Origin of the sequence: uncultured Porticoccus sp. (assembly GCF_963975625.1) — a bacterium.
Classification (GTDB): Bacteria; Pseudomonadota; Gammaproteobacteria; order Pseudomonadales; family Porticoccaceae; genus Porticoccus.
This window is the reverse complement of record NZ_CAXBHS010000005.1, coordinates 46,602-73,524: the sequence shown is the minus strand read 5'-3', so window position 1 is coordinate 73,524 and position 26,923 is coordinate 46,602. Positions and strand designations below refer to the sequence as shown.

The following is a 26,923-nucleotide window of genomic DNA, read 5'->3' as shown; positions in this document are numbered from 1 at the left end:
CACGCTACAGGCGCATCGGCATTACCACGTAGACGGCGCCCTCTACCGTAGGGTCTTCTATCAATGCACTGCTATTCGCATCGGACAAAGTAAAACGAACCTCATCCCCACGTAATACATTAAGCACATCAATGACATAGCTGACGTTAAAGCCTATTTCCAATTCACCAGCATCGTAGTTAACGGCCACGTCTTCCTGGGCCTCCTCCTGCTCCGGGTTATTCGCGGTCAATGTCAACAGGCCATCACTGAGGAGTAAACGCACACCGCGGTATTTTTCATTGGAAAGGATCGCAGTGCGACTAAATGCCTGCCGCAGCTCCTCCCTCCGACCGATGAGTTGTTTATTGCCCCCCTTGGGCAAAACACGCTGATAGTCAGGATAGGCGCCATCAACCAATTTTGAAGTAAAACGAAATTCTGGTGTTGAAACCCGTATGTGGTTATTGCCAAGTACGACTTCAACCCCAGCATCTTCAACGAGCAGGCGGGACAGCTCCAAAACACCCTTGCGTGGGATAATGACCTGTATCGCGTCGCTGTCGAGATTCTCCAGGGGGGCGTCACGCATGGCCAACCGGTGACCATCGGTTGCAACCACCCGGACTCGGCCTTCACCGACCTCAAGCAGCATGCCATTCAGGTAGTAACGTACATCCTGCTGAGCCATGGCAAATGCTGTGCTATCCAGCAATTGTTTGAACGTGTGCTGGCTCAGGGAAAACTCCCTGTTACCAGGACCATCTTCTACACTCGGAAATTCATTTGCCGGCAGTGTTGACAGGGTAAAACGGCTCCTACCACTCGTAACGGTTGCACGACCCGCATCCACCGAAATAGTCAACTCTGCACCCTCGGGCAAGGAACGACAAATATCCATCAATTTTCGACCGGGCACCGTGATTTCACCGTCTATAACCGGACTATCACCCAGATCCAGATAACCAAGAATCTCCACCTCAAGATCCGTTCCAGTTAACGATAAACGACCGTCACTCAATCCAATCAGCACATTCGATAGGATGGGTAAGGTCTGACGTCTTTCAACAACGCCAACCACCAACTGCAGGGGCTTAAGAAAATCTTCTCGCGATACGGTGAACTTCATTAGCTATCTTCCAACAAGTAAATAAGGCCGGTTATCTGAGGGTTACTATTATGATCTATCCTGGATTCCGGGAACAGTTTTTGTCATCAGACAATCAGGTGGTCAATGCCCGAAGTAGTTGCTTGAAGTCCTCACCTATATCACGACTCGTTTCCTGCAACTCCTTGACCTTTCGGCAAGCGTGGAGGACCGTTGTATGATCCCTGCCACCGAAGGCCTCCCCTATTTCCGGCAAGCTGTGATTCGTCAGCTCCTTGGCCAACGCCATTGCTACCTGTCGTGGCCTGGCGATTGACCGGCTTCTGCGCTTTGAAAGAAGCTCAGACAGTTTAACCTTGTAATATTCAGATACCACCCGTTGGATATTATCAATGGTCACCAGCTTGTCCTGCAGGGCAAGAAGATCCCGAAGAGATTCACGAATAAGGTCTATATCTATTGCTCTACCGGTAAAGTGGGCACTTGCTATAACTCTTTTTAGAGCACCTTCAAGCTCTCGCACATTTGACCGGATACGCTGGGCAATAAAAAAAGCCGCGTCGGTCGGCAGCTCAACCTTTGCCTGATGGGCCTTTTTAATAAGAATCGCTACGCGGGTTTCCAGCTCCGGTGGCTCTACCGCAACAGTCAGCCCCCACCCAAAACGGGATTTGAGGCGCTCTTCAAGACCATTGATTTCTTTTGGGTAACGGTCACAGGTCAGTATCATTTGCTGACCGCCCTCAAGAAGTGCATTGAAGGTATGAAAAAACTCCTCCTGGGATCGCTCCTTGCCTGCAAAAAATTGGATGTCATCAATCAACAAAGCATCTACGGAACGGTAGAAGCGCTTGAAATCGTTGATAGCATTTAACTGCAATGCCTTGACCATATCCGCAACAAAACGCTCAGAATGCAGATAAATAATCTTTGCATTGGGCTTCTGCAGGCGCAGCGCATTACCCACTGCATGCATCAGGTGAGTTTTCCCCAACCCAACACCACCATAGATAAAGAGGGGGTTGTAAGAACCACCGGGGTTTTCGGCAATCTGCTTCGAAGCAGCCAGTGCCAGCTGATTTGATTTCCCTTCTACAAACGAAGAAAAGGTAAAAACCTCGTTTATATTGCTCTGGTGATTCAGGCCACCCTCAATACCACTGTTTCTGGTGGCTGAATGTGTTTGTGGTCGGGGTGGAACACTAGCTGCCACCGGAGCTGAAACAGCAGCATCAACCTCAACCTCAATATCAGTAGATGCCTGCGAAATAGCTACACCTCGTTCCCTTTCCAGGACCCCTGATTCTACGGTTACAGCACATCGCTCTCCGCAAACCTGCTGATAAATATCGACAATTCGATCAAGAAATTTGTCCGACACCCAATCCTTCACAAAACGATTGGGTGCCAGCAGACAGACACTGTTTGGGGAGGTCGACCCTGTAGGTTGTGAGGTATCGAGTCTTAGCGGCCTTATCCAGGTATTGAATTGTTGTGCCGGCAACTCTTCTTGAAGATAGCCAAGACACTTTTCCCATAAAATTTGAGCCAAACCAAACCCCTTCTTAGCTTTGTAGGCGGCACGAAAATGCGGATACTTCGTGTTGTTTTTATGGACCCAGTCTAGCGATAAAATGCCCAGTTATCCACACCTATCTGGCATTACCTTAACAGCGAAATAATCAACTATATTGATATTTATCAGTAAGTTATGTAATGCAATAGGTTTTATGTTATACACAGAAAAATAGTTTGCAATGGTTGTTTTTTAATCAGAAACTGTGGGTAACCTGTTATTAAAATGTGTGTTTACTGGGGATTTGCTGTCAAATAGATCAAGTGGGCAGGCGGCGTTATTGGCCTGCAGTGATTAATGACTGTCCGTCCCAAAAAAGTCATTTTCCGATGCAAAAACTGGAAAAAATTTCACCCAGCAGATCATCCGAAGTAAATTCACCTGTGATTTCGGCCAGGCACTGCTGGGCCAAACGCAAATCTTCGGCAAGCAACTCGCCCGCACCAGCCTCATTGAGTTGTTTTTCACCACTACACAAGTATTGTTGGGTGCGCTGCAAGGCATCCAGGTGGCGCCGTCTGGCGGTAAAACTCCCCGCCTCGCTACCCGAATAACCCATGCAGTGCTTGAGATGATCAACCAGGTAATTCAGCCCATGGTTCTGTTTGGCTGACAGTGTCACTACCGGATGCCCCTGATTCTCAGTGATCCCCACCTGAATGCCTGACGTATCCGCTTTATTCAAGATGAAACTGATATTTTCGGCCTGCGGAAACCTGCTGAAATACTCCGGCCAGTTCTTTTGTGGATCCAGCGAATAGGGTTGGCTGCTGTCCACCACAAACAGAACCCGGTCTGCCTCTTCTATTGCCTGCCAAGCGCGACGGATACCTTCCCGTTCAATCGGGTCACCAGACTCGCGCAAGCCCGCCGTGTCGATGACATGCAGTGGCATCCCATCGAGATTGATTTCTTCCCGTAATAAATCCCTGGTGGTCCCCTCTATATCAGTGACTATTGCACTATCCCTACCCGATAGTGTATTGAGTAAACTGGACTTGCCGGCATTGGGCTTACCTGCAATAACGACCGTCATACCCTCTTTCAGCAGGGCACCCTGTTTTGCTTGATCAAAAACCCCATCAAGCCGGGTAACGATCTCATGCAAATCTGTGCTGACCCGACCATCAGCCAAAAAATCGATTTCTTCCTCGGGAAAATCAATGGCCGCTTCCACATAAACCCGCAGAGTGGTCAATGCCTCCAGTAATTGGTGGATCCTTGTGGAAAAGGCCCCCTGCAAGGAGCGGACTGCACAACGGGCAGCCTGCACTGAGGTGGCATCTATGAGATCGGCAATGGCTTCGGCCTGGGTCAGATCGAGCTTGTCATTGAGGAAAGCGCGCTGTGAAAACTCACCGGGCAAAGCGAGTCTGGCACCCAGCTCAACGGCCCGCTGTAGCAGCAGATCCATGATAACCGGACCACCATGCCCCTGCAGCTCGAGCACGTGCTCCCCGGTAAAGGAGTGGGGCGCAAGAAAATAGATCGCCAGACCGCGATCAATAACCTGATGATTGCCGTCGTGAAAGTCTGTAAAAACAGCTTTGCGGGGTTCTAGACTCTTCCCAATTAACCCATCGACAAAGGGACCCAGTGCGGCCCCCGAAATACGTATCACGCCGACCCCACCGCGGCCTGGTGGAGTCGCCACTGCGACAATAACATCCTGATCGTGACAGGGGCTGTTCATATATCACCAAAAAGGCTCCCGGAGGAGCCTTGAAGTATTTATTTCTTTTTCGCCGAAGTCGCTTCTATCTGACGGGTGATCATCCACTGTTGAAGGATCGAAAGAAGATTGTTTACTGTCCAGTAAAGCACCAAGCCGGCCGGAAAAAACATAAAGAAAAAAGTAAAGGCAATTGGCATCATTTGCATGATTTTTGCCTGAGTAGGGTCTGGAGGCGTGGGATTCAATTTCTGTTGAATGAACATGCTGGCACCCATGAGCAACGGCAGGATAAACAGCGGATCCTTGACGGATAAATCCTGAATCCAGAGTATCCAGGGTGCATGTCGCAACTCCACACTCTCAAACAACACCCAATAAAGCGCAATGAAAACTGGCATCTGCACCAGGATTGGCAGGCACCCACCCATGGGATTGACTTTTTCGCGTTTGTACAGGTTCATTGTCTCTTGGGAGAGTTTCTGCCGATCATCCCCGTAGAGATCTTTCAGGCGCATCATTTCTGGCTGCAAGCGACGCATGTTCGCCATGGAACGATAACTGGTAGCTGACAGTTTATAGAATGCCGCCTTGATGAAGATGGTCAAAAGAATAATCGACCAACCCCAATTTCCTATCAATTCGTGCAGCTGATAGAGCACCCAGAACAGCGGTTTGGAAACCCACCAGAGCCAACCGTAATCCACGGTCAAATCAAGGTAAGGGGAAATCTTTTCCAACCTGTATTGATCCTTGGGACCCGCGTAAAATTCGGCCTTGAACTCTCCGGTAGTACCGGGTTCGACTGACTTCTGAGGAGAAGTAAAACCAATGGCATAAAGATCCTGGTTACCAAGCTGACGCAGTGAAAAGGTGTTGGTGGTTGATTGGTCCGGGATCCAGGCACTGATGAAGTAGTGTTGAATCATTGCAACCCAGCCACCTGTCAGGCTGTCTTTAAAAGGTTTCTCAGCGAGATCACCGAAATCGAGCTTTTTGTAGTTTTCCTCCGTTGTGCGCAGTGCTGCACCAACATAGGGGTTCATCCCCATTCCAGTAGCCACCTGGGGCTCATGGCTGTCGCGCTTGATCTGGCCAAACAAACCCGCCTTCCAGTTATCAGTACCCCGATTGTCGACCAGATAGCTCACCCGAATCAGGTGATCGCCCCGGCTAAAGGTGAACCGTTTGGTAATGGTCACGTCATTTTGCTGGAAAACCATGTCAACCTGGAGTTGGTCAGCATCTCCAGCGAGTTGATAGTCATTTTTTGCAGCCTTGAAGAGCGGGCGCCCTTCTGTGTTATCTGTGCCGTCGACGCCGATCAGACCACTTTGTGCAATATAAGTCGTACTGGCGGTCTGGTTGAGCAACACAAAAGGCGAGGAATCCTCTTCCAGCTCCGTCAGATGTTCTGGCAACGCCACCCGAACAATATCGCCACCCCGGGTGTCAATCAGCACATTGAGCACATCTGTGGATACAGATAACAAACGGTCTGTCGTCGTTTCAGATGTTGCCGATTCAACGGGTGTTGACGTTACCGGGGAAGTATCACTTTGTAGTGCAGGTATTTCGTTATCAGCAGAAGCGGGTGTTACATCACTGGGTGTTTGTGCCGTTTCCGGAGCTAAAACAGTTTCTTCAGAAACAGCACTCTGATTTTCCTGCTGAGAACTCTGAAAGGTGTCCCACTCAAGAAACAACAAATAAAGCACTACCAGCATGCCAGCTATCAGTAATGAACGTTGCCAATCCATAGTCATTTAACTCTTTTCTTTTTCAGATTGCGGAACGGGATCATAGCCACCCGCGTGAAAGGGGTGACACTTTAACAGACGCTGAAACCCAAGGTAGACCCCCTTTGAAATACCATGCACCTTGATGGCCTCTTCTACATAACAGGAACAACTGGGATAAAACCGACAGTTTTTTCCCAGCAGAGGGCTTATCAGGTACTGATAGCCCCTTAGCATAGCCAATAATAATGAACGCATGATTACTGTTCTGCCTGAAGCTTTCGTGATAACCGTCGCCAACTGTTTTCCAGTAGGTCGGTTTGCTCCCTGGGTGTCAAACGATCCATGCCTTGACGTGCCAGAAATACGATATCGAGGGAATCAAGGAGACTTTGAGAGTGGCGAAAGGTTTCACGAACGACTCGCTTTACACGATTGCGATCTACCGATCGACGAATGTTTTTTTTTGCTACCACGAGACCGAGGCGTGGCTGGCAAAGCCCGTTGGGCTTTGCCAGCAATAAAAGATTGGGATGTGCAACTTTGTAACAGGTATCAGAAAAAACAGCCTGGTAAGCCCGGGCTGTTAATAGACGCTTGTTTCTGCCAAAAGAACTCTCGGGCACAGGACTGCCCTGGTCGAGGGTAACAATCAGGCTGCCAGACGCTTCCGGCCCTTGGCCCGGCGGCGGTTTATTAGCTGGCGACCATTTTTTGTTGCCATGCGTGCACGAAATCCGTGGGTACGCTTGCGCTTCAATACACTGGGCTGGAATGTTCTTTTCATGGCGTACTTCCTTAAGCTGGCCTGTTACCTTCAAAGGGCGGGGGATTTTAATGAATATCCGGTGCCAGATCAATCAAAGATCTTCCCCGGAAGCAAATAACCTTGGAGCAAACTTACCCACAGGCTGGCCAGTGGTTCAGACCCGGTTATCCACACCTGTGTTAAAACTGTGAGTAACTCAAGGGAAAATTCGGTGGATTACCTATGAACAGAATTGTGGGTAACTCATTATAAATAACGCCTGTGCACAACTGGCATTTTCGCCCACAGGTTACACAAAGAAAAAAAGCCCTCTAAAAGCAACTTACCAAGTGTTTTTAATCGCATTTAATGCATTGATAATAAAAGAATATTTTAATCTAACTACAGAAAAGACGTTGTATATATATAACTACTATTTACTAATATCTATATAAAGAAAAGATACTTTATCTATTTTAATAATTGCCTGACGCCCGACTGAACATAACACCTGATGCAGGGAAACCGTGTGCACTGTGGGAGCAACGAAACGGTTAATTTTTAGACAATTTACTTTATACTCCCCGCCCTTGCTCCAAAAACCAGAGAATAGTCTTTTGCCCATGTATTACCCGGAAAAGTTCGATGTCATTGTTATTGGTGGCGGCCACGCCGGTACCGAAGCCTGCCTGGCTGCGGCTCGAATGGGCTGTAAGACCCTTTTGCTCACACATAATATTGAAACACTAGGACAGATGTCCTGTAATCCGGCGATAGGCGGGATCGGCAAAAGTCATCTGGTGAAAGAAGTGGATGCCCTGGGCGGTGTCATGGCTAGTGCAACGGATCTCAGCGGCATTCAGTTCCGAACCCTCAATGCTCGAAAAGGCCCGGCTGTCAGGGCAACCAGAGCCCAGGCAGACCGTATTTTATACAAGGCAGCGGTTCGCCAAGTTCTGGAAAACCAGCCCAATTTGTGGATTTTCCAGCAGGCAGCTGAGGATCTGATGATGGCCGGCACTCGGGTGAGTGGTGTGGTAACGCAGATGGGATTGCGTTTTGAGGCGAAAACCATTGTTTTGACAGCGGGTACCTTCCTTGCCGGAAAAATTCATATCGGGATGGAAAACTATGCCGGTGGACGAGCCGGGGATCCACCGGCGCTGGGATTGGCGGCAAAGCTCCGGGAATTGCCCTTGCGGGTCGATCGGCTGAAGACCGGCACGCCGCCAAGAATCGATGCACGAAGTGTCAATCTTGAAGGACTACAGGTCCAGTGGGGCGATACGCCGGAACCTGTCATGTCGTTTCTCGGAGATGGTTCTCAGCACCCGCGGCAAACCTGTTGTTACATTACCTACACCAACGAGCGCACGCATGAAATTATTCGTGGTGGAATGGATTGTTCACCGATGTATACCGGTGTAATTGAGGGTGTTGGCCCCCGTTACTGCCCTTCGATCGAAGACAAGGTGGTCCGTTTTGCCGACAAGCAAAGTCATCAGATATTCATCGAACCAGAGGGGCTGACAACCCATGAGCTCTATCCCAACGGTATTTCAACCAGTCTGCCTTTTGATGTGCAGATGGAGCTGGTTCGCTCAATAGCTGGCTTTGAAAACGCGCATATAACCCGGCCGGGTTATGCCATTGAGTACGACTATTTCAATCCACAGGATTTGCAGTACTCATTGGAGAGCAAACATATTGACGGATTATTCTTTGCTGGACAGATAAACGGCACGACGGGGTATGAAGAAGCTGCGGCCCAAGGCTTACTGGCTGGTTTGAATGCCGGACTACAGAGTCGAGACATGGCGCCATGGTGTCCGCGACGCGATGAGGCCTATATCGGCGTGCTGGTAGATGACCTCATTACTATGGGGACGCATGAACCCTATCGGATGTTTACCAGTCGTGCAGAATACCGACTGTTGTTGCGGCAGGACAATGCGGACATGCGGCTCACCGAAAAAGGGCGGGAGTTGGGATTGGTTGATGATCAGCGCTGGCAGCGCTTCTGTGAAAAAAGTGAAGCGGTAGCACAGGAGCAGCAGCGATTGAAGAGTTGCTGGATCCAGCCTGGCAGCCCCCAAGCAGCAATGATTGCAAAAAAAACCGGCTCTGTGCCAATGCATGAATACAGTCTTTTCGAGCTATTGAAACGGCCGGAACTGCATTACGACGATATTCAATCACTGGAGAAAGCGCCATTGCACATTGCCGGGGAGGTGGCGGAACAGGTGGAGATAGATGCCAAGTATGCCGGTTATATCGCACGCCAGCAGGAAGAAATTGCTCGCATGCAACGCCAGGAAAACACCCCGATTCCTGCTGATTTTGATTTCAGTGCAGTCAAGGGATTGTCTAACGAGGTGAAACAGAAACTGATAGCCGCACGCCCGGATACCTTGTCGAGGGCCTCGCGCATACCGGGTGTGACACCAGCGGCAATATCCCTGTTGCTGATCTACCTGAAGCGAAAATCAATGGTTGAAAAGAAGATCGCCTCCTAGATGTCAGGTCGGGAACAGATATTCCGGGATGGGCTGCAGGCTCTGGGTTTACCCCTGGAGGATGGGCAGATCGACACGCTTTTTGCCTACTTGGCTTTATTGCAACAGTGGAATAACGCCTACAACTTGACCGCCATTCGCGACCCAAAAATGATGGTTACCCATCACTTACTGGATAGTCTGAGTATTGCTACACATGTAAAAGGGGAGCGTATCATTGATGTGGGAACAGGCCCCGGGTTGCCTGGAATACCGCTCGCGATATGCTTCCCGGAACGCCAGTTCATCCTGCTCGATAGCAATGGCAAAAAAACCCGCTTTCTCTTTCAGGTAAAAACCACACTTGGTTTGGGTAATGTGCAGCAACTGCAGTCCCGCGTAGAAAACTATCGCCCGGATCAGCCCTTCGATGCCGTCATCAGTCGCGCATTTACCAGTCTGGCGGGCATGATCGAGAGCTGTGCCCATCTGTTGTCGAAGGATGGGCGTTTCTATGCTATGAAGGGGCAATATCCTGAGCAGGAGTTGAGCGATCTGCCAAAACACTATAATGTCGTCGGCTCACACCGGCTTGTTGTTCCCGGTATTGAAGGTCATCGGCACCTGATAGAAATTGCGCCCGCCTGAGGACATTGCTTTGAGTCAAACATTTGCCATTGCCAACCAGAAGGGTGGCGTGGGGAAAACCACCACCAGTGTAAATCTGGCGGCCTCGCTGGCCAGCTACAATAAGCGTATCCTCCTGGTGGATATGGACCCCCAGGGTAATGCCACCATGGGCTGTGGTATCGAAAAAAGTCAGCTGAAAATAACCATCCTTGATGTGCTCACCGGTGATATCAAAACAGAAGATGCGCTGCAGCGCTGTGAGACAGGCAACTTTGATCTGTTACCAGCCAATGGTGACCTCACTGCAGCCGAAGTGGAATTGCTCCGAGTGAACAATAAAGAGAGCCGGTTGCGGCATGCACTGGCCAGAGTGAAAAGCAGTTACGATTACATCGTCATCGATTGTCCCCCATCGCTCAGTATGTTGACAGTAAACTCGCTGGTGGCCTGTGATGGCGTCATTATACCCATGCAGTGCGAATACTACGCGCTGGAGGGATTATCGGCGTTGATGACGACGATCGGGAGGATAGGGAAATTCCTTAATCCAAAACTGCAGGTTGAGGGTATCTTGCGGACAATGTACGACCCCAGAAATAGTTTGACCAACGAGGTTACCGCACAGTTGCGAAGGCACTTTGGCGACAAAATCTACCGTATCGCTATCCCGCGTAATGTCCGATTGGCTGAAGCACCGAGCTACGGACAGCCAGCTCTCAGCTATGACAAACATTCCAAAGGAGCGCTTGCTTACCTGGGACTGGCAGGGGAAATCATTCGCAGAGGAAAATCGGCGAGAGCACAGATTGAAAGAGCAGGTTAACGTTATGGTCAGAAGAAAAGGTTTGGGGCGGGGCCTGGATGCACTGTTAGGTGTTGAGGATGACGAGGAGGCCTCAACTTCTCAACATGTGCCGGAAGGTGATCACCTGAGAGAATTACCGCTGGAGTTTATGATCCGTGGCAAATATCAGCCACGTCGGGATATGCACCCTGAAGCACTGGAGGAGCTTGCCAACTCCATTCGTGTGCAAGGGGTTATGCAACCCATTGTGGTGCGAGCCATTGGTGTCGACAGCTATGAGATCATTGCCGGAGAGCGCCGCTGGAGGGCGGCCCAGCAGGTCGGCCTGGAGACCATACCGGCGCTGATCAGGAATGTATCAGACGAAGCTGCTATTGCGATGGCGTTGATTGAAAATATTCAACGCGAAGATCTCAATGCAATGGAGGAGGCTCAGGCACTTACTCGTTTGCAACAGGAGTTTGGTTTGACCCAGCAACAGGTGTCCGATGCGGTTGGCAAACCTCGCAGTACAGTAGCGAACATCATGCGCCTGATGAGCCTCGAGGAAGACGTACAAAAACTACTTGAGCACGGTGACCTGGAGGCCGGCCACGCCAAGGCCCTGCTTGGGTTGTCAGGTCTCATGCAGGCTGAGGTGGCCAGAGCGGCTGTGGCAAAAGGGTTGACTGTCCGGCAAACGGAAGCGCTGGTGAGAAAAATGCTCCAACCGCCGGTCGAGAAAGAGAAACAAAAAGAAAATAGTGATATCAGGGTGTTGCAGGACAAGCTATCAGAGCAAGTTGGTGTCCCCGTACTGATTGAGCATTCAGCCAAAGGCAAGGGAAAGCTGACCCTTAAATACAACAGTCTGGATGAGCTGGAAGGCATTCTTGAACACATAAAATAAAGCCAAGCCATAAGCTGCATCAATGGTGGCTATTTCTTCCACAGCCCTCCAAAACTTACCTCAATGGCAAAGTTTAGTTGAATCTACTACTTGTACTACCTATAATTGCCGCCCGTTTGGGTTGGCAAAATTGTCAGCTCGAACAGAAAGCACGGATGGGGGGAAGGTAGTGAAGAAAGCTACCATTAAATCTCCGCCGGTAGCTCGAATAGCACTGGTTCAACTGATGGTTTTGTTGGTTGTGGTGTTGGCTTTGCTACCGGTCGATAGAGTACTGTGCTGGTCCTTGCTGATTGGTGGGGTGATTCAGATAGGCCCGCAAGCCTATTTCACCCGACAGACCTTTCACTATATGGGAGCCAGGCAAACCCCGAAAATAATACGTGCCATATACAGGGGAGAGACGGGCAAGTTATTGCTCACGGTTGTGTTGTTTGGTTTGACATTCAGTTATGTGTCGCCAGTCAGTCTACCCGGCGTTTTTCTCGGTTATGGTGCCATGATAATTGTGCAGTGCTTTTGCGCCGCACGGGTATTAAGTCAATCGAGCAATTAGACCTCGCTGGTTTGAGAGATAAAAATGGCAGGCGATACACAACAAACGGGAACAGAATACATCCAGCACCACCTGACCAATCTTACCTATGGTCAGCACCCGGAAAATGGCTGGAGTTTTGCTCACAACGCCCAGGAAGCCGCTGAAATGGGCTTCATGGCAGTTAATGTTGACAGCCTGGGCTGGTCATTTGGTCTGGGTGTTATCTTCCTTCTTTTATTCCGCTGGGCGGCAAATCGTGCTACCACTGGCGTTCCGTCGGGATGGCAAAATTTTGTCGAAATGATGGTGGAATTTGTCGATGGGGTGGTAAAAGACAGCTTCCACGGCAGAAACCCCTGGATAGCCCCGATGGCCCTGACCATATTTGTCTGGGTTTTTCTGATGAACCTGATGGATCTGGTCCCGGTCGATGTCATTCCCTGGCTAATGCTCCAGGCAGGTGTGCATTTCCAGAAAATCGTCCCCTCCACCGACCCGAATATTACGCTTGGCATGGCGCTGGCCGTTTTCGGCATGATTATCTATTACAGCATCAAGGTAAAAGGTGTTGGTGGATTCCTGGGTGAACTGACCCTGCAACCCTTCTCTGCCAAGAACCCTGTGGTTCAGGCTGTTTTTATTCCAATCAATCTGGCCCTGGAACTGGTGGGGCTGTTGGCCAAACCTTTTTCACTGGGCTTACGGTTGTTCGGCAATATGTATGCCGGTGAAATGATCTTTATCCTTATTGCGATGATGTACAGCGCAGGTTGGGTATTGGGCACCTTTGGTGGCGCCTTGCAGTTGGGGTGGGCAATATTCCATATTCTGATCATTACTCTGCAAGCATTTATATTTATGGTTTTGACCGTTGTGTACCTGAGCATGGCACACGAAGATCACTGATTTACTTTTAACTTTACTACTACAGTCATTAGGAGATAAAAATGGAACTCATCTTGGTTGCAGCCGCAATTATGGTTGGTTTTGGTGCCCTGGGTGCCGCAGTTGGTATGGGCTTGCTGGGGGGGAAACTCCTGGAAGGCACTGCTCGTCAACCGGAACTGGGTCCGATGCTGCAAGGTAAAATGTTCCTTCTGGCAGGCCTGATTGATGCGATTCCGATGATCGGTGTGGGTATCGGTATGTACCTGATCTTTGCGGTTTATGCCGGTTAAGCAACAACAACCCGATTCTTTTTTTAACCCTAGGAACGAGGTGTTGGCGTGAATATTAACCTGACCCTATTCGGGCAGCTGGTTTCTTTCCTGTTCTTTGTGTGGTTCTGCAAAAAGTTTGTATGGACCGCCATTATCAATGCAATGGAAGAACGGCAGAAGAAAATAGCCGATGGCTTGGATGCTGCTGATCGCGCTTCGCGCGATCTGGAGTTGGCCCAGGAAAAAGCCACCGAGCGTCTCAAGGAAGCCAAGCAAGAAGCGGCATCAATACTTGAGCAAGCAAACAAGCGAGCTAACCAAATAGTCGGTGAAGCCAAGGAGCAAGCCCGAGCCGAAGGTGATCGTCTCAAGGCAGCAGCTCAAGCGGAAATCGAACAGGACGTTAACCGCGCGAAAGAAGAGCTTCGCAAAAGGGTTGCCGTACTTGCTTTGGCTGGTGCTGAAAAAATCTTGCAGGCAAATATCGATGAAAGTGCAAACCGTGCACTGGTCGATAAACTTGCAGCAGAGCTGTAACCGAGGTTAAACATGGCTGAATTAAGCACGTTGGCTCGGCCCTATGCAAAAGCGGCTTTTGAATATGCTGCGGAAGCGGGAGATCTGCAAAACTGGTCAGATGGTCTTGCTGTAGCCGCCGCTGTAGCACAGCAAAATGTAGTAGAAAAACTGTTGAGCTCGCCGACATACACGGCAGCACAGCAGGCAGAAAAAGTAATCACTGTTTGTGGTGATGCCCTTTCTGGCAAGATGCTGAATTTTATTCGGGTTTTGGCAGACAATCATCGGCTCAAGCTGTTACCACAGATATATCAGCAATTTGAGATACTCAAGGCCAACCGCGAAAAAACCGTTGAGGTAAATGTCGTGTCAGCCATGGAAATCACTGCTGAGCAACAAGAAAAGCTGGCCAGTGCGCTCAGTGCGAAACTGGAACGCACCGTTAACATGCAGGTGTCCATCGACAGCACGCTGATAGGTGGTGCTGTGGTACGAGCTGGTGACACCGTCATAGACGGATCCATACGCGGGCGATTGTCAAAACTCGCCGAAGCATTACATTCATAGGATTGAGGACCAGAGCACATGCAGCAACTGAATCCATCCGAAATCAGTGAGATCATCAAAGAGCGTATCGATAGCCTTGATGTTTCTTCTGAGGCGCAAAACGAAGGCACGATCGTTTCGGTATCTGACGGTATTATTCGCATACACGGCCTTGCCGATGTGATGTACGGTGAGATGATTGAATTCGAAGGTGGCATCTACGGTATGGCTCTCAACTTGGAGAGAGACTCTGTCGGTGCTGTTATTCTGGGTGACTATCAAAGTCTGGCTGAAGGTCAGAAGGCTCGCTGCACCGGTCGTATTCTCGAAGTTCCGGTTGGGCCGGAGCTTGAAGGTCGTGTGCTTGACGCACTGGGCAGCCCCATTGATGGCAAGGGCCCTCTCAACGCCAAGATGACCGATGCACTTGAAAAAGTGGCACCGGGTGTTATTGCCCGGCAATCGGTTGACCAACCTGTACAAATCGGTCTCAAGGCAATTGATGCGATGGTACCGATTGGCCGTGGTCAGCGGGAGTTGATTATTGGCGACCGCCAAATCGGCAAAACAGCAATTGCGGTAGATGCCATCATCAATCAGAAAGGTTCTGGCATTAAGTGTATTTACGTGGCGATTGGTCAAAAGGCCTCATCCGTCGCAGCCGTTGTGCGAAAGCTGGAAGAGCACGGCGCCATGGAACACACCATTGTGGTTGCAGCAACCGCATCTGATCCCGCGGCTATGCAATATCTGGCGCCCTTTGCCGGGTGTACTATGGGCGAGTATTACCGCGATCGTGGCCAGGACGCCTTGATTATTTATGACGATCTGACCAAGCAGGCCTGGGCCTATCGTCAGATTTCTTTGTTGTTGCGTCGTCCTCCGGGCCGGGAAGCCTACCCGGGCGATGTTTTCTACTTGCACTCCCGTTTGTTGGAACGTGCTGCTCGCGTTAACGCGGCGTATGTTGAAAAATTCACCAACGGAGAGGTCAAGGGTAAAACCGGTTCGCTGACTGCCCTGCCCGTGATTGAAACCCAGGCAGGTGACGTATCAGCCTTCGTTCCGACAAACGTGATTTCGATCACCGACGGGCAGATATTCCTCGAGGCCGACATGTTCAATGCCGGTATCCGCCCTGCCATGAACGCAGGTATCTCAGTATCACGGGTAGGTGGCTCGGCACAGACCAAGATCATTAAGAAATTGTCAGGTGGTATCCGTACAGCACTTGCTCAATACCGTGAACTAGCGGCTTTCTCTCAGTTTGCCTCTGACCTGGATGAAGCTACCAAGTCTCAGCTTGATCACGGTGAGCGTGTTACCGAGCTGATGAAGCAGGGCCAATACTCGCCACAAAGTGTGGCAGAAATGGCCGTGATGATTTATGCCGCTGACCGGGGTTATCTTAAAGAAGTCGAAGTCAACAAGATTGGTGATTTTGAGCAGGCGTTGCTTTCCTATATGAAAGCGGAACACGGTGACCTGCTTGATCAGATTAATCAGACTGGTGACTGGAACGACGACCTTGATGCCAGTTACAAGGCAGCGCTGGATAAGTTCATCAGCACTCAAACCTGGTAATTTCTGATTTGGGCTGACATTGTCGGCCCAAAATGGTGAAAGGCTAAATTATGGCAGTCGGAAAAGAAGTCAAAACCAAAATCAATAGTATCCGTAGCACACAGAAAATTACCAGTGCTATGGAGATGGTTGCTGCGAGTAAAATGCGGCGGGCCCAGGAACGTCGCGAGATAAGCAAGCCCTACGCTGACAGAATTCGTTCCGTCGTTGGTCATCTCGCGAATGCGAATGTTGAGTACAAACATCGCTACATGGAAGAGCGAGAAGTAAAACGGGTCGGCTTTATTATTGTTTCGACCGATCGGGGTCTGTGCGGTGGCCTGAATACCAACCTGTTCAAAGAAGTTATCAAGTCAATGAAGTCCTGGTCAAATGAAGGTGTCGAGATTGATCTCTGCGCTTTGGGTAACAAAGCAGCGGCTTTCTTTGGCAGTTATGGTGGCAATGTTGTTGCTACCGTTAAAGATTTGGGCGACCAGCCCTCTGCCAGTGATCTTATTGGAGGCGTGAAGGTGATGCTAGATGGCTACGACAAGGGAGCCATTGATCGCCTTTATCTGGTATCGAATGATTTTGTTAATACCATGACCCAAAAACCCGTGGTAGAGCAGCTGTTACCCCTACTACCAATCGAAGACGATAAGATGAAGCATCACTGGGATTATATCTATGAGCCCGATGCTAAGGATCTCCTCGACGGACTTCTGATTCGCTATATCGAATCCCAGGTTTATCAGGGTGTGGTAGAGAACAAGGCCTGCGAACAGGCGGCGAGAATGATCGCCATGAAGAGTGCCACCGATAATGCGGGTGATTTGATCAACGAATTGCAGTTGCTTTATAACAAAGCACGCCAGGCGGCAATTACCCAGGAGCTGTCCGAGATCGTTAGTGGTGCAGCAGCCGTTTAATACAAGATTTTACAGCCTTAGTTTAAGAGGAATCAGACATGAGTAGCGGACGTATCGTACAAATTATTGGTGCGGTGATTGACGTGGAGTTCCCGCGTGATCAGGTACCCAACGTATATGACGCACTGTTAGTTGATAAGCAAGGTCTGACCCTGGAAGTCCAGCAGCAGCTTGGTGATGGCGTAGTGCGTACTATTGCCATGGGTTCTTCAGAGGGTTTGAGCCGGGGCCTTAGTGTCGGCAACACCAACGCACCGATCAGTGTACCAGTAGGTATTGCAACACTCGGACGCATCATGAATGTATTAGGTGATCCGATTGATGATTGTGGCCCCATTGGTGAAACTGAACGTGCTTCCATTCACCGTAAACCGCCTGCCTATGATGAACTGGCTGCGTCTACGGATCTGTTGGAAACCGGCATTAAAGTAATTGACTTGGTGTGTCCATTTGCCAAGGGCGGTAAAGTAGGTCTGTTCGGTGGTGCCGGTGTCGGTAAAACTGTGAACATGATGGAACTGATTAATAACATTGCCACCGAGCACTCCGGTCTGTCCGTGTTTGCCGGTGTTGGTGAGCGTACTCGGGAAGGTAACGATTTCTACTTTGAGATGCAGGAATCGAAAGTTGTTAACATCGAAACCCCCAGTGACTCCAAAGTGGCAATGGTTTACGGTCAGATGAACGAACCACCCGGTAACCGTCTTCGTGTGGCGCTGACTGGTCTCACCATGGCTGAAAAATTCCGTGATGAAGGTCGTGATGTACTGCTGTTTGTTGATAACATCTATCGTTACACGCTGGCGGGCACTGAAGTCTCTGCACTGCTGGGTCGTATGCCTTCTGCGGTTGGTTATCAGCCAACGCTGGCAGAGGAAATGGGTGTTCTCCAGGAACGTATTACTTCAACCAAGGTTGGCTCCATTACTTCAGTGCAGGCTGTCTATGTTCCTGCAGATGACTTGACGGATCCGTCCCCCGCCACCACGTTTGCCCACCTTGACTCCACAGTTGTACTGAGTCGTGATATTGCAGCCAAGGGTATTTATCCTGCAGTAGATCCCTTGGATTCTACCTCCCGCCAGCTCGATCCGCTGGTTATTGGCCACGATCACTATGATACAGCCCGGGGTGTTCAGACGGTTCTGCAACGTTATAAAGAATTGAAGGACATCATTGCCATTCTTGGTATGGACGAGCTTTCAGAGGAAGACAAGCTGGTGGTTTCCCGTGCCAGAAAAATCGAGCGCTTCCTCTCGCAGCCTTTCCATGTGGCTGAGATCTTCACTGGCTCCCCTGGAAAATATGTTTCCTTGAAAGATACGATTGCTGGCTTTCAGGGGATTCTTAACGGCGACTACGACAACCTGCCCGAGCAAGCGTTTTATATGGTAGGTACGATTGATGAAGCTGTTGAGAAAGCAGGGAAAATGAAGTAAACGATCAATATAGGCACTAAGATATGGCTATGACTGTGCACTGTGACATCGTAAGTGCCGAGCAGTACCTGTTCTCCGGACTGATAGAGCTTCTGGTCGCCAGTGGTTCACAGGGGGAACTGGGTATAACCTTTGGTCACGCGCCGCTGTTAACAGACCTAAAACCTGGCCCTGTCCGGATTGTTAAGCAGAACGGTGAAGAAGAGATTTATTACCTTTCTGGCGGCTATCTGGAAGTTCAGCCCAACAAGGTATCTATTCTGGCTGATACTGCATTGCGAGCTGATGATCTCGATGAAGCCGCGGCCCTGGAAGCCAAGAAACATGCTGAGCAGGATATGACCAATCAAAGCGGAGAATTTGATTATTCCCGCGCTGCATCCCAGCTGGCTGCCGCTGCTGCCCAGCTGCGCACCATTGAACAATTGCGTAAGAAAATGGGTGGGAAAAAATAATTGTTTTCTGAAATCTATAAAAAAAGGGTGGCTTTTGCCACCCTTTTTTTATGCTCGATTATTTCCCCGTGACAAGAGAGGATACAGATCCTTCCAAGGTGGTAATCCATAACTGATACTGATTAAATACTTTGATTTAACGAGGAGATATCTATGGCAACGGACGTCGTCGTACTGGCCGCGGGCAAAGGTACCAGAATGAAATCCAGTCTGCCAAAAGTTCTGCATTGTTTGGCCGGACGCCCCTTGTTGCAACACGTTGTTGATACCGCGAACAGTCTGCAAACACCTAAAGTTATCATCGTTACTGGTCACGAATCTGACAAGGTCAGATCCGAAATAAAGGGCACTGATTTGTGCTACGTTGAACAGCAACTGCAACTGGGTACGGCACATGCTGTGCAGCAGGCTCTCCCGCTTGTTCGCTGTGATGCCACCGTATTGATACTTTATGGCGATGTTCCGTTAATTCAGCCAGAAACGCTACAGGCGATGGTAGATCTGGCAGCTGACGGGTCATTAGTACTTTTAACGGCGGTACTGGATAACCCATCCGGTTACGGGCGAATTATCAGAAATAGTGCAAAGGACGTGACTGCGATTGTTGAACAAAAAGATGCAACCCCGGAACAGCTCGGCATTCGTGAGGTGAATACAGGCGTATTGGCATTACCTGCGGCAAAGCTAAAAAGCTGGTTACCGGCAATTGATAACAACAATGCCCAGCAGGAGTACTATCTAACAGACATTATTGCACTTGCACACGAAGATAATTGCAAGATTAAAACCTCGCAGCCCCTGTTCCCGGAAGAGATAGAGGGTGTGAATAATCGTAGTCAGTTGAGTCGACTGGAGCGTTACTATCAGCGGCAGCATTCAGAACGACTGATGATGGCCGGTATCACTATTGCCGACCCGGCGAGACTCGATGTGAGGGGAAAACTGACTACCGGCACAGACAATTATATCGATATTAATGTGCTTTTCGAGGGTGAGGTTGAGTTGGGCAATAACATCCATATTGGGCCCAACTGTGTAATTATTGACAGTCGTATTGCCGACGGGGTCGAAATCAAAGCGAACAGTATTGTGGAAGGCAGCATGATTGGTCCGGGCTGTGTCGTCGGACCCTTCGCGAGATTGAGAGCAGGTACTGAGATGGCTGAAAATGCCAAAATAGGCAATTTTGTTGAAACCAAAAAATCTATCCTTGGAAAAGGCACAAAAATCAATCACCTTAGCTATGTGGGCGATGCTTTCTTGGGTGCTAATGTCAATATTGGAGCTGGCACCATCACCTGCAACTACGATGGTGTGAACAAACATCAGACCGTGATTGGTGACAATGCGTTTATTGGCTCAAACACTTCGCTGGTGGCACCGGTTAATATTGGCAAGGATGCGACAGTAGGCGCGGGCTCCACCATTACATGTAATGTAGCCGAAGATGAGCTGGGTTTGACCAGAGCGGAGCAGCGGAATATTCAGGGCTGGAAGCGGCCGATCAAAAAGATACATCCCTCCAGTAATTAACGGGAAAGTTTATGTGTGGAATAGTTGGGGCACAAGCACAGCGAAATGTGATCGGCATCCTGATCGAAGGGCTCAAAAGACTAGAGTATCGCGGTTATGACTCTGCCGGTTTGGCTGTGATTGATCAAAACGGTGAGCTGCAGTTACGCAAAAACCAGGGCAAGGTCGCACAGTTGGTCGATCGGTTGGTTGAGCAACCAACACGTGGCAACCTCGGAATTGCTCACACCCGCTGGGCAACCCATGGTATTCCCAATGAAATCAATGCCCACCCACATACGTCTGGCGGTGTGGCCGTTGTACACAACGGTATTATTGAAAACCATGCCGAGTTGAAGAAAGAGCTGCTGGATCTGGGCTATCAGTTTGCGTCCGAAACAGATACCGAGGTGATTGCCCATCTGGTGAATCACTTGCTGAAAAGTGCCGGGTCACTCCGTCAGGCAGTGCAAAATTGCCTGACACGGTTGCGTGGTGCCTATGCGCTGGCAGTGATCAGTACCAGTGAACCCGGAATATTAATTGGTGCCCGAAGCGGTAGTCCGCTGGTCATCGGTGTCGGTATCGAAGAAACATTCCTTGCCTCTGATCAAATGGCACTGCGCCAGGTAACGGATCGATTTGTGTTCCTCAAAGAAGGTGATCTGGTCGAGTTAAAAGAAGGCGACTATAGCGTTTTTGACAAAACAGGCAGCTTGGTGGAACGCGATATAGACACACTCCCAGGTGGTGACGATGTTGCTGACAAGGGTAGTTATCGCCATTACATGATGAAGGAGATATTTGAGCAGCCCGAAGTGCTTGAATCCACCCTGGAGGGACGTATCAGCCAAACCCGGGTACTAACGGAAGCATTTGGGAGTCGAGCCGTTGAAATATTCCCCAGGATAAAAGCCGTGCATATCGTGGCTTGTGGTACCAGCTATCACGCCGGGCTTGTGGCCCGCTTCTGGTTGGAAGAATGGGCCGGTATTCCCTGTCAGGTCGAGGTCGCCAGTGAGTACCGCTACCGCAAAGTTGTTGTTCCCGCCGATACCTTGTTTGTCACGATCTCTCAATCCGGAGAAACGGCCGATACCCTTGCCGCCTTGGCTTCAGCAAAAACATCCGGCTATCTCGCCACGCTGGTTATCTGTAATGTTGCCAACAGCTCTCTGGTGAGGGAGTCGGATATGGCGTTGATGACCTATGCCGGACCGGAAATCGGTGTTGCGTCGACAAAAGCATTCACGACCCAGTTAGTGGCCTTGCAACTACTCTGTATCGGTATTGGCAAGAGCCATGGCCTGTCTGAAGAAACAGAGCGATTGCTGGTGGAAGCCCTTCGTCAGTTGCCACGGCTCTGTCGGGACACACTTTCACTGAATGGTCAGATTGAAGAAATCTTTGAGTGTTTTGCCGATAAGCAACACGCCCTTTATCTTGGCCGGGGTGTGCAGTATCCGGTTGCGCTTGAAGGTGCCCTCAAGCTCAAAGAGATTTCCTATATTCATGCTGAAGCCTACCCCTCCGGTGAACTCAAACACGGACCACTGGCATTGGTAGACAAGGATATGCCGGTGGTGGCGGTAGCGCCCAACAACGATCTGCTCGAAAAATTGAAATCAAATTTACATGAAGTAAAAGCCCGTGGGGGGCAGCTGTTTGTCTTTGCCGACCTGAATGCCGGATTTGAAAATGAAACGGATGTGACGGTAATTAATCTTCCCCATGTTCCGAAGAGTCTGGAAGCCGTCATTTATACGATACCACTGCAATTACTCTCTTATCATGTGGCTGTGTTGAAAGGAACTGACGTCGATCAGCCGCGCAACCTGGCGAAGTCTGTCACTGTTGAGTAACCATTAAAACTGCCTGTCCTCCGGGCAGTTTTTGAAGAATGCCCCTATTCCCAAGCCTTTCCGGGTAACCCCTGGTTATATTAAAAATCCCCCTCCCACTAATTGCACACGGCGCCTGTGTACAAGATTTAGTCTGTCATAACCAGTCAGGCCCACGATCCTTGAGTCATGAATCCCGGCAAGTGGCGTAGCTGACAACCAGGAACGATGAAATTAGTAATTGATCATCATAATATGATGATAGTATGATAATAAAAAATGAGTTGTATCCAATTCAAAGTTAAATAAGACACAACTGCACCGCCCGAGCGAGCAAACTGCTGATGGCGAAAATATTTTTATGATGTGGGCAGGAAAATAGTCGAACAACCCAGGCTGTCTACCGAAATCTGTTTTATCTCGTAGCTCGAACCTTTACCCCATTTTTTAATGGGGTTTTTTTTTGGCTGTTTTTTGTGAAATGCACAGTTAGTGATTTTCCAGTGGTTCCCGCAGCACTTCCAGGCCGAGCTGCATTTCCAGCAGATGCTCTTGCAGACGACCGCCTTTATGCTGGGCTACGCCAATTGCCAGTACATCAATCAGTACCAGATGGGCAATACGGGATGACAGCGGCGTATAGATTTGGAAGTCTTCCTTGACGTCGATGGTTAACGGGATATTTGCGGCATTGGCAACCGGAGAATCTGAGGGTGCAATTGCGATAACAATGGCACCTCTGCTCTTTACGCGCTCCATGGCATTGATCAATGTCGTGGTCCTGCCGGACTGGGAAATGGCGATGACCACATCCCCGGGGGCCATGGAAGCGGCGGACATGTTCTGTAAGTGCGGGTCGGCATAGGCCGCCGCAGAGACCTGCAGGCGGAAAAATTTGTGCTGGGCATCGGTTGCCACGGCAGCGGATGCACCAAACCCGTAGAATTCCACCCGGTTGGCTACACAGAGAGCCTGAACAGCCTGATCGAGCATTTTCAGGTCCAATGAATCACGAACCTTCAGCAGGGTGTCGACAGTGGAATCGAAGACCTTGAAGGTGTATTCAGCCACAGAATCCTGGTCGGTGACTGCGATCTGCCCGTAGCTCGGGCTGGACGCAAGTTGTTGTGCCAGGGCCAGTTTGAAATCCTGAAAACCTTCACAGCCCACGGCGCGACAGAAACGCACTACCGTGGGCTCACTGACCTCGGCTTTTTCTGCCAGATCCACGATTCGCATGCGAATGACATTGGTCAGGTTGGCCAGAATAAATTCTGCGACCTTGCGCTCCGATTTGCGTAAGCTGGGCAGGCTACTGCTGATAGCCCAGGTAAGTGCAGCAGGTTTCATGGTGATTTCTCCCTAACACGAGCTTTATTGTAAATAATTTACAGAAAAATGGAATTCTTGTAGTAAAAACCGGTTGCCGGGCGCACGGATCATCCACCCCGAGCGGGGGTTCTGATAGAATTCACCGCCATGGATGTCACGACAATACTCGATCCCCTAAACCCTGCTCAGCGTGAGGCTGTTTCCAGCAACGCCAGTCATCTTCTGGTTCTGGCAGGTGCAGGTAGCGGTAAAACCCGCGTTCTTGTCCACCGGATTGCCTGGTTGATACAGGTGGAACAGGTTTCGCCCTATTCGATCATAGCGGTCACCTTTACCAATAAAGCGGCAAGGGAAATGCGGGGGCGTATTGAAGAACTGTTGGGTTTCTCCGCCCGGGGAATGTGGGTGGGTACCTTCCACGGATTGGCCCATCGATTACTCAAAATGCATTGGCAAGATGCTCGTCTGCCGGAAAATTTTCAGATACTGGACAGTGATGATCAGCTTAGGCTGGTAAAACGTCTCTATCAGAGCCTTGGTATTGATGACAGTCGCTGGCCGCATCGACAGGCCCAGTCATTCATTAATAACCAGAAAGATGAGGGGCTGCGCAGTCGCGATTTACAACCGGCTCACGATCCCTATCAGCGAACCATGCAGCAGGTTTATGCTGCTTACGAGGAAGCCTGTGAGCGCGGTGGCATGGTGGATTTCGGTGAGCTACTGCTTCGCGCACACGAGCTCTGGCTGAAAAATCCTGAACTTCTGCAGCATTATCAGCATCGTTTTCAGCATCTGCTGGCAGATGAGTTCCAGGATACCAACGCCATTCAATACGCCTGGTTGCGTGTGCTGGCAGGTGATCAGGTACCGGTAACAGCGGTGGGTGATGATGATCAGTCAATCTATGGCTGGCGCGGTGCCAAGGTGGAAAACATACGCTATTTTTCCCGCGATTATCCGGCCACCCAGACTGTAAGACTGGAACAGAATTACCGTTCCAGTAAAAACATTCTCGAAGCAGCCAATGCAGTGATTTCGCGCAACACCAATCGGTTGGGTAAAAATCTGTGGACGGACGATAATGAAGGTGAGGCCATCTCACTCTATGCCGCCTTCAACGAGCAGGATGAAGCCCGTTTTATTGCCGAGCGGCTGAGGGAATGGGTCAATCAGGGCAATCTACGCGAAGAGTCGGCCATTCTCTACCGCTCCAATGCACAATCCCGGGTACTCGAAGAAGCTTTGTTGCGAGCAGCCATCCCTTACCGTATCTACGGTGGACAAAAATTCTATGAGCGTCAGGAAATACGCAACGCCCTCGCCTACTTGAGATTGTTGGTCAATTGTCACGACGATGCCGCATTTGAGCGAGTGGTTAACACGCCGACCCGTGGTATCGGTGACAAAACAATCCAGGAATTGCGTGAGTTGGCCCGCGAAGAAGGGATGTCGCTCTGGCAAACAGCAGAGCACGCCATCGCTGCCGGTCGTTTTTCGGGCCGGGCCAGCAATGCTCTGGAAGCCTTCCTGAAACTACTGGCAAAACTCGGTGAAGAGTCTGCGGAGTTACCGCTGCATGAATTGGTAGACCACATTATTGAAGGGAGTGGGTTGATTGATTTCCATCGCCGGGAAAAAGGGGATCGCGGTGAATCCAGAGTGGAAAACCTGCAGGAGCTGGTGATCGCCTGTCGGTCCTTTGAACCGGAGGAAAAGGAGTTGCCATCGTTGCCACAATTTCTCGATCGCGCCGCATTGGACGCCGGAGACCGGCAGGCAGATGTCGGGGAGGATGCGGTGCAACTGATGACATTACACTCGGCCAAAGGGCTTGAATTTCCGTTGGTCTTTCTGGCGGGTATGGAAGAAAATCTGTTTCCCCATAGGATGTCTGCCGAGGATCCCGATCGACTTGAGGAGGAGCGGCGGCTGGCCTATGTGGGGATTACCCGGGCGATGCAAAAACTCTACCTCACCTTTGCCGAATCCCGTCAGCAATATGGCATCGAAAACTATAACCGCGTATCCCGCTTTGTCCGTGATATTCCGGCCAATCTGGTGGAAGAGGTTCGGTTGCGCGCCCAGATTAAGCGCCCTACCAGCTATGCCCGGCAACCGGCAATGAATCTCAGTGATAGCGGTGAAGACACGGGCCTCTCTCTGGGACAGCGGGTTCTGCATCCTGTTTTCGGTGAGGGTGTCGTCATCAATTTTGAGGGCAATGGTGCACATGCCCGAGTACAGGTTAATTTTGATAAAGAGGGGACCAAATGGCTGGTTTTGGCCTACGCCAAACTCAGTCCGGTTGCATGATCATGAAGGACAAAATTATGAAAGTGCCTATCTTGTTGGCAATACTGTTATTGGCCCTGGTGGGCTGTGGTGGCGACCGGGACGCTGCATCCCCGGATCGTGAGCAGCAGGCCACCCAGAAAACCTACCAGTGGAAAATGGTTACTACCTGGCCAAAAAACTTTCCCGGTCTGGGTATGGCCGCTGAAAACTTTGCTGAACTGGTGGCGCGTATGAGTGGTGGCCGGCTCAAAGTAAAGGTTTATGGCGCTGGTCAGTTGGTGCCGGCTATGGAGGTCTTCGATGCTGTATCACAGGGTACCGTCGAAATGGGGCATGGGGCTTCCTATTACTGGAAGGGAAAATCTCCGACCACAGCACTTTTTACAACCATTCCTTTTGGTCTCAATGCACAGGAAATGAATGGCTGGTTGCACTATGGCGGCGGTATGGCTTTATGGCGCGAGCTTTATGAACCCTTCAACCTGATACCGCTGGCAGCGGGCAATACCGGTGTACAGATGGCTGGCTGGTTTAATCGTGAAATCAATTCCCTGGAAGACCTCAAGGGGTTGAAAATGCGGATACCGGGTTTGGGTGGCGAGGTGATCAGCCGCATGGGCGTGGAGGCAGTCAATATCCCTGGCGGGGATCTCTATATCGCGATGCAAACGGGTGTGATTGATGCCACCGAGTGGGTGGGACCTTACAATGATCTGGCATTTGGTTTTCATCAGGTAGCCAAGTACTACTATTATCCGGGTTGGCACGAACCGGGCCCGACACTGGAGTTGATGGTTAACAAACAGGCTTTTTCCTCCCTGCCAGATGATCTGCAGGCGATTGTCGAAGTTGCAGCGCGAGCGATTAATCAGGATATGCTGGACGATTACACCGCTCGCAACAACGGTGCGTTAAAGGAATTGGTGGAAACTCATGGTGTCGAGGTGCGGCCGCTACCCGATGAAGTTCTGGCGGAACTGAATCGTGTCACCGATCAGGTTCTGGAGGAAATTGCCAACAAAGATCCCCTGTTCAAGCGGGTTTACGAATCCCAGAATGCTTTCAAAACCGGTGTGATGGACTATCACAAAATTTCGGAAGAAGCGTATTATCGTGCCCGGGAGCTGAAATAGCCGGTTGTCCGAGC

Annotated in this window: 25 protein-coding genes; 17 read left to right on the top strand and 8 right to left on the bottom strand. The window is 50.2% G+C overall.

What is annotated here, in order from left to right:
* Positions 1–4 precede the first annotated feature (4 nt).
* From dnaN to rpmH, 7 genes are all read right to left on the bottom strand, one after another.
* Positions 5–1,108 carry a DNA polymerase III subunit beta gene (gene dnaN / locus AACZ64_RS06185; protein WP_293614491.1) on the bottom strand — a complete coding sequence of 368 codons (1,104 nt, stop codon included), beginning with the start codon at positions 1,106–1,108 and terminating at the stop codon, positions 5–7.
* 94 nt (positions 1,109–1,202) lie between these two features.
* On the bottom strand, positions 1,203–2,639 hold the full coding sequence (gene dnaA / locus AACZ64_RS06180; protein ID WP_293614490.1) for a chromosomal replication initiator protein DnaA: 1,437 nt from the start codon (positions 2,637–2,639) through the stop codon (positions 1,203–1,205).
* 343 nt (positions 2,640–2,982) lie between these two features.
* On the bottom strand, positions 2,983–4,356 hold the full coding sequence (mnmE, locus tag AACZ64_RS06175) for a tRNA uridine-5-carboxymethylaminomethyl(34) synthesis GTPase MnmE (protein WP_293614489.1): 1,374 nt from the start codon (positions 4,354–4,356) through the stop codon (positions 2,983–2,985).
* Positions 4,357–4,394: 38 nt separating this feature from the next.
* A complete protein-coding gene (gene yidC / locus AACZ64_RS06170) occupies positions 4,395–6,095 on the bottom strand; it encodes a membrane protein insertase YidC (RefSeq protein ID WP_293614504.1) in 1,701 nt (566 codons plus the stop codon).
* Between the two features lie 6 nt (positions 6,096–6,101).
* A complete protein-coding gene (gene yidD / locus AACZ64_RS06165; RefSeq protein ID WP_293614503.1) occupies positions 6,102–6,335 on the bottom strand; it encodes a membrane protein insertion efficiency factor YidD in 234 nt (77 codons plus the stop codon).
* A complete protein-coding gene (gene rnpA / locus AACZ64_RS06160; protein WP_036858821.1) occupies positions 6,335–6,700 on the bottom strand; it encodes a ribonuclease P protein component in 366 nt (121 codons plus the stop codon). Before rnpA ends, yidD begins: the two co-directional genes overlap by 1 nt.
* Before the next feature lie 26 nt (positions 6,701–6,726).
* Entirely contained in the window at positions 6,727–6,861 is a 135-nt protein-coding gene (gene rpmH / locus AACZ64_RS06155; RefSeq protein ID WP_036858822.1) for a 50S ribosomal protein L34, read from the bottom strand.
* A 584-nt stretch (positions 6,862–7,445) separates the two neighbouring features.
* On the opposite strand from rpmH, the gene mnmG reads away from it, so the two are divergent.
* The 15 genes from mnmG (at position 7,446) to glmS (ending at position 22,167) form a co-directional block, all read left to right on the top strand.
* Positions 7,446–9,338, top strand: a complete 1,893-nt coding sequence (gene mnmG, locus AACZ64_RS06150; protein ID WP_293614502.1) for a tRNA uridine-5-carboxymethylaminomethyl(34) synthesis enzyme MnmG — start codon at positions 7,446–7,448, stop codon at positions 9,336–9,338.
* A complete protein-coding gene (rsmG, locus tag AACZ64_RS06145; protein WP_293614488.1) occupies positions 9,339–9,965 on the top strand; it encodes a 16S rRNA (guanine(527)-N(7))-methyltransferase RsmG in 627 nt (208 codons plus the stop codon).
* A gap of 10 nt (positions 9,966–9,975) precedes the next feature.
* Positions 9,976–10,770, top strand: a complete 795-nt coding sequence (locus AACZ64_RS06140) for a ParA family protein (RefSeq protein WP_293614487.1) — start codon at positions 9,976–9,978, stop codon at positions 10,768–10,770.
* Positions 10,771–10,774: 4 nt separating this feature from the next.
* On the top strand, positions 10,775–11,641 hold the full coding sequence (locus tag AACZ64_RS06135; protein WP_293614486.1) for a ParB/RepB/Spo0J family partition protein: 867 nt from the start codon (positions 10,775–10,777) through the stop codon (positions 11,639–11,641).
* A 169-nt stretch (positions 11,642–11,810) separates the two neighbouring features.
* Positions 11,811–12,197, top strand: a complete 387-nt coding sequence (locus tag AACZ64_RS06130; protein ID WP_293614485.1) for an ATP synthase subunit I — start codon at positions 11,811–11,813, stop codon at positions 12,195–12,197.
* A 24-nt stretch (positions 12,198–12,221) separates the two neighbouring features.
* The gene (gene atpB / locus AACZ64_RS06125; protein WP_293614484.1) at positions 12,222–13,085 is read left to right on the top strand and encodes a F0F1 ATP synthase subunit A; all 864 of its coding nucleotides are present in this window, start codon (positions 12,222–12,224) and stop codon (positions 13,083–13,085) included.
* Positions 13,086–13,126: 41 nt separating this feature from the next.
* The gene (gene atpE / locus AACZ64_RS06120; RefSeq protein ID WP_036858829.1) at positions 13,127–13,357 is read left to right on the top strand and encodes a F0F1 ATP synthase subunit C; all 231 of its coding nucleotides are present in this window, start codon (positions 13,127–13,129) and stop codon (positions 13,355–13,357) included.
* A gap of 48 nt (positions 13,358–13,405) precedes the next feature.
* Positions 13,406–13,876, top strand: coding sequence for a F0F1 ATP synthase subunit B (locus AACZ64_RS06115; RefSeq protein WP_293614483.1), 471 nt, complete (start codon positions 13,406–13,408; stop codon positions 13,874–13,876).
* Between the two features lie 12 nt (positions 13,877–13,888).
* A complete protein-coding gene (locus AACZ64_RS06110) occupies positions 13,889–14,425 on the top strand; it encodes a F0F1 ATP synthase subunit delta (RefSeq protein WP_036858831.1) in 537 nt (178 codons plus the stop codon).
* A gap of 18 nt (positions 14,426–14,443) precedes the next feature.
* Positions 14,444–15,988 carry a F0F1 ATP synthase subunit alpha gene (gene atpA / locus AACZ64_RS06105; RefSeq protein WP_036858832.1) on the top strand — a complete coding sequence of 515 codons (1,545 nt, stop codon included), beginning with the start codon at positions 14,444–14,446 and terminating at the stop codon, positions 15,986–15,988.
* Positions 15,989–16,038: 50 nt separating this feature from the next.
* Positions 16,039–16,899: a F0F1 ATP synthase subunit gamma gene (gene atpG / locus AACZ64_RS06100; protein WP_036858833.1), complete on the top strand. Its 861-nt coding sequence runs from the start codon at positions 16,039–16,041 to the stop codon at positions 16,897–16,899.
* Positions 16,900–16,937: 38 nt separating this feature from the next.
* Positions 16,938–18,338, top strand: coding sequence for a F0F1 ATP synthase subunit beta (atpD, locus tag AACZ64_RS06095; protein WP_036858835.1), 1,401 nt, complete (start codon positions 16,938–16,940; stop codon positions 18,336–18,338).
* Positions 18,339–18,361: 23 nt separating this feature from the next.
* Positions 18,362–18,793 (top strand): F0F1 ATP synthase subunit epsilon, encoded by a 432-nt coding sequence (locus AACZ64_RS06090; RefSeq protein ID WP_293614482.1) that lies wholly within the window; start codon positions 18,362–18,364, stop codon positions 18,791–18,793.
* 153 nt (positions 18,794–18,946) lie between these two features.
* Positions 18,947–20,326, top strand: a complete 1,380-nt coding sequence (gene glmU, locus AACZ64_RS06085) for a bifunctional UDP-N-acetylglucosamine diphosphorylase/glucosamine-1-phosphate N-acetyltransferase GlmU (RefSeq protein WP_293614481.1) — start codon at positions 18,947–18,949, stop codon at positions 20,324–20,326.
* Positions 20,327–20,337: 11 nt separating this feature from the next.
* Entirely contained in the window at positions 20,338–22,167 is a 1,830-nt protein-coding gene (gene glmS / locus AACZ64_RS06080) for a glutamine--fructose-6-phosphate transaminase (isomerizing) (protein ID WP_293614480.1), read from the top strand.
* Between the two features lie 468 nt (positions 22,168–22,635).
* Here the strand turns inward: glmS and AACZ64_RS06075 are convergent, their stop codons facing one another.
* Positions 22,636–23,496, bottom strand: coding sequence for an SIS domain-containing protein (locus tag AACZ64_RS06075; protein WP_293614479.1), 861 nt, complete (start codon positions 23,494–23,496; stop codon positions 22,636–22,638).
* A 129-nt stretch (positions 23,497–23,625) separates the two neighbouring features.
* Here AACZ64_RS06075 and uvrD point away from each other — a divergent pair, with 129 nt between their 5' ends.
* Entirely contained in the window at positions 23,626–25,794 is a 2,169-nt protein-coding gene (gene uvrD, locus AACZ64_RS06070; RefSeq protein ID WP_339639774.1) for a DNA helicase II, read from the top strand.
* Between the two features lie 17 nt (positions 25,795–25,811).
* Positions 25,812–26,909, top strand: coding sequence for a TRAP transporter substrate-binding protein DctP (gene dctP, locus AACZ64_RS06065; protein ID WP_339639773.1), 1,098 nt, complete (start codon positions 25,812–25,814; stop codon positions 26,907–26,909).
* Positions 26,910–26,923 lie beyond the last annotated feature (14 nt).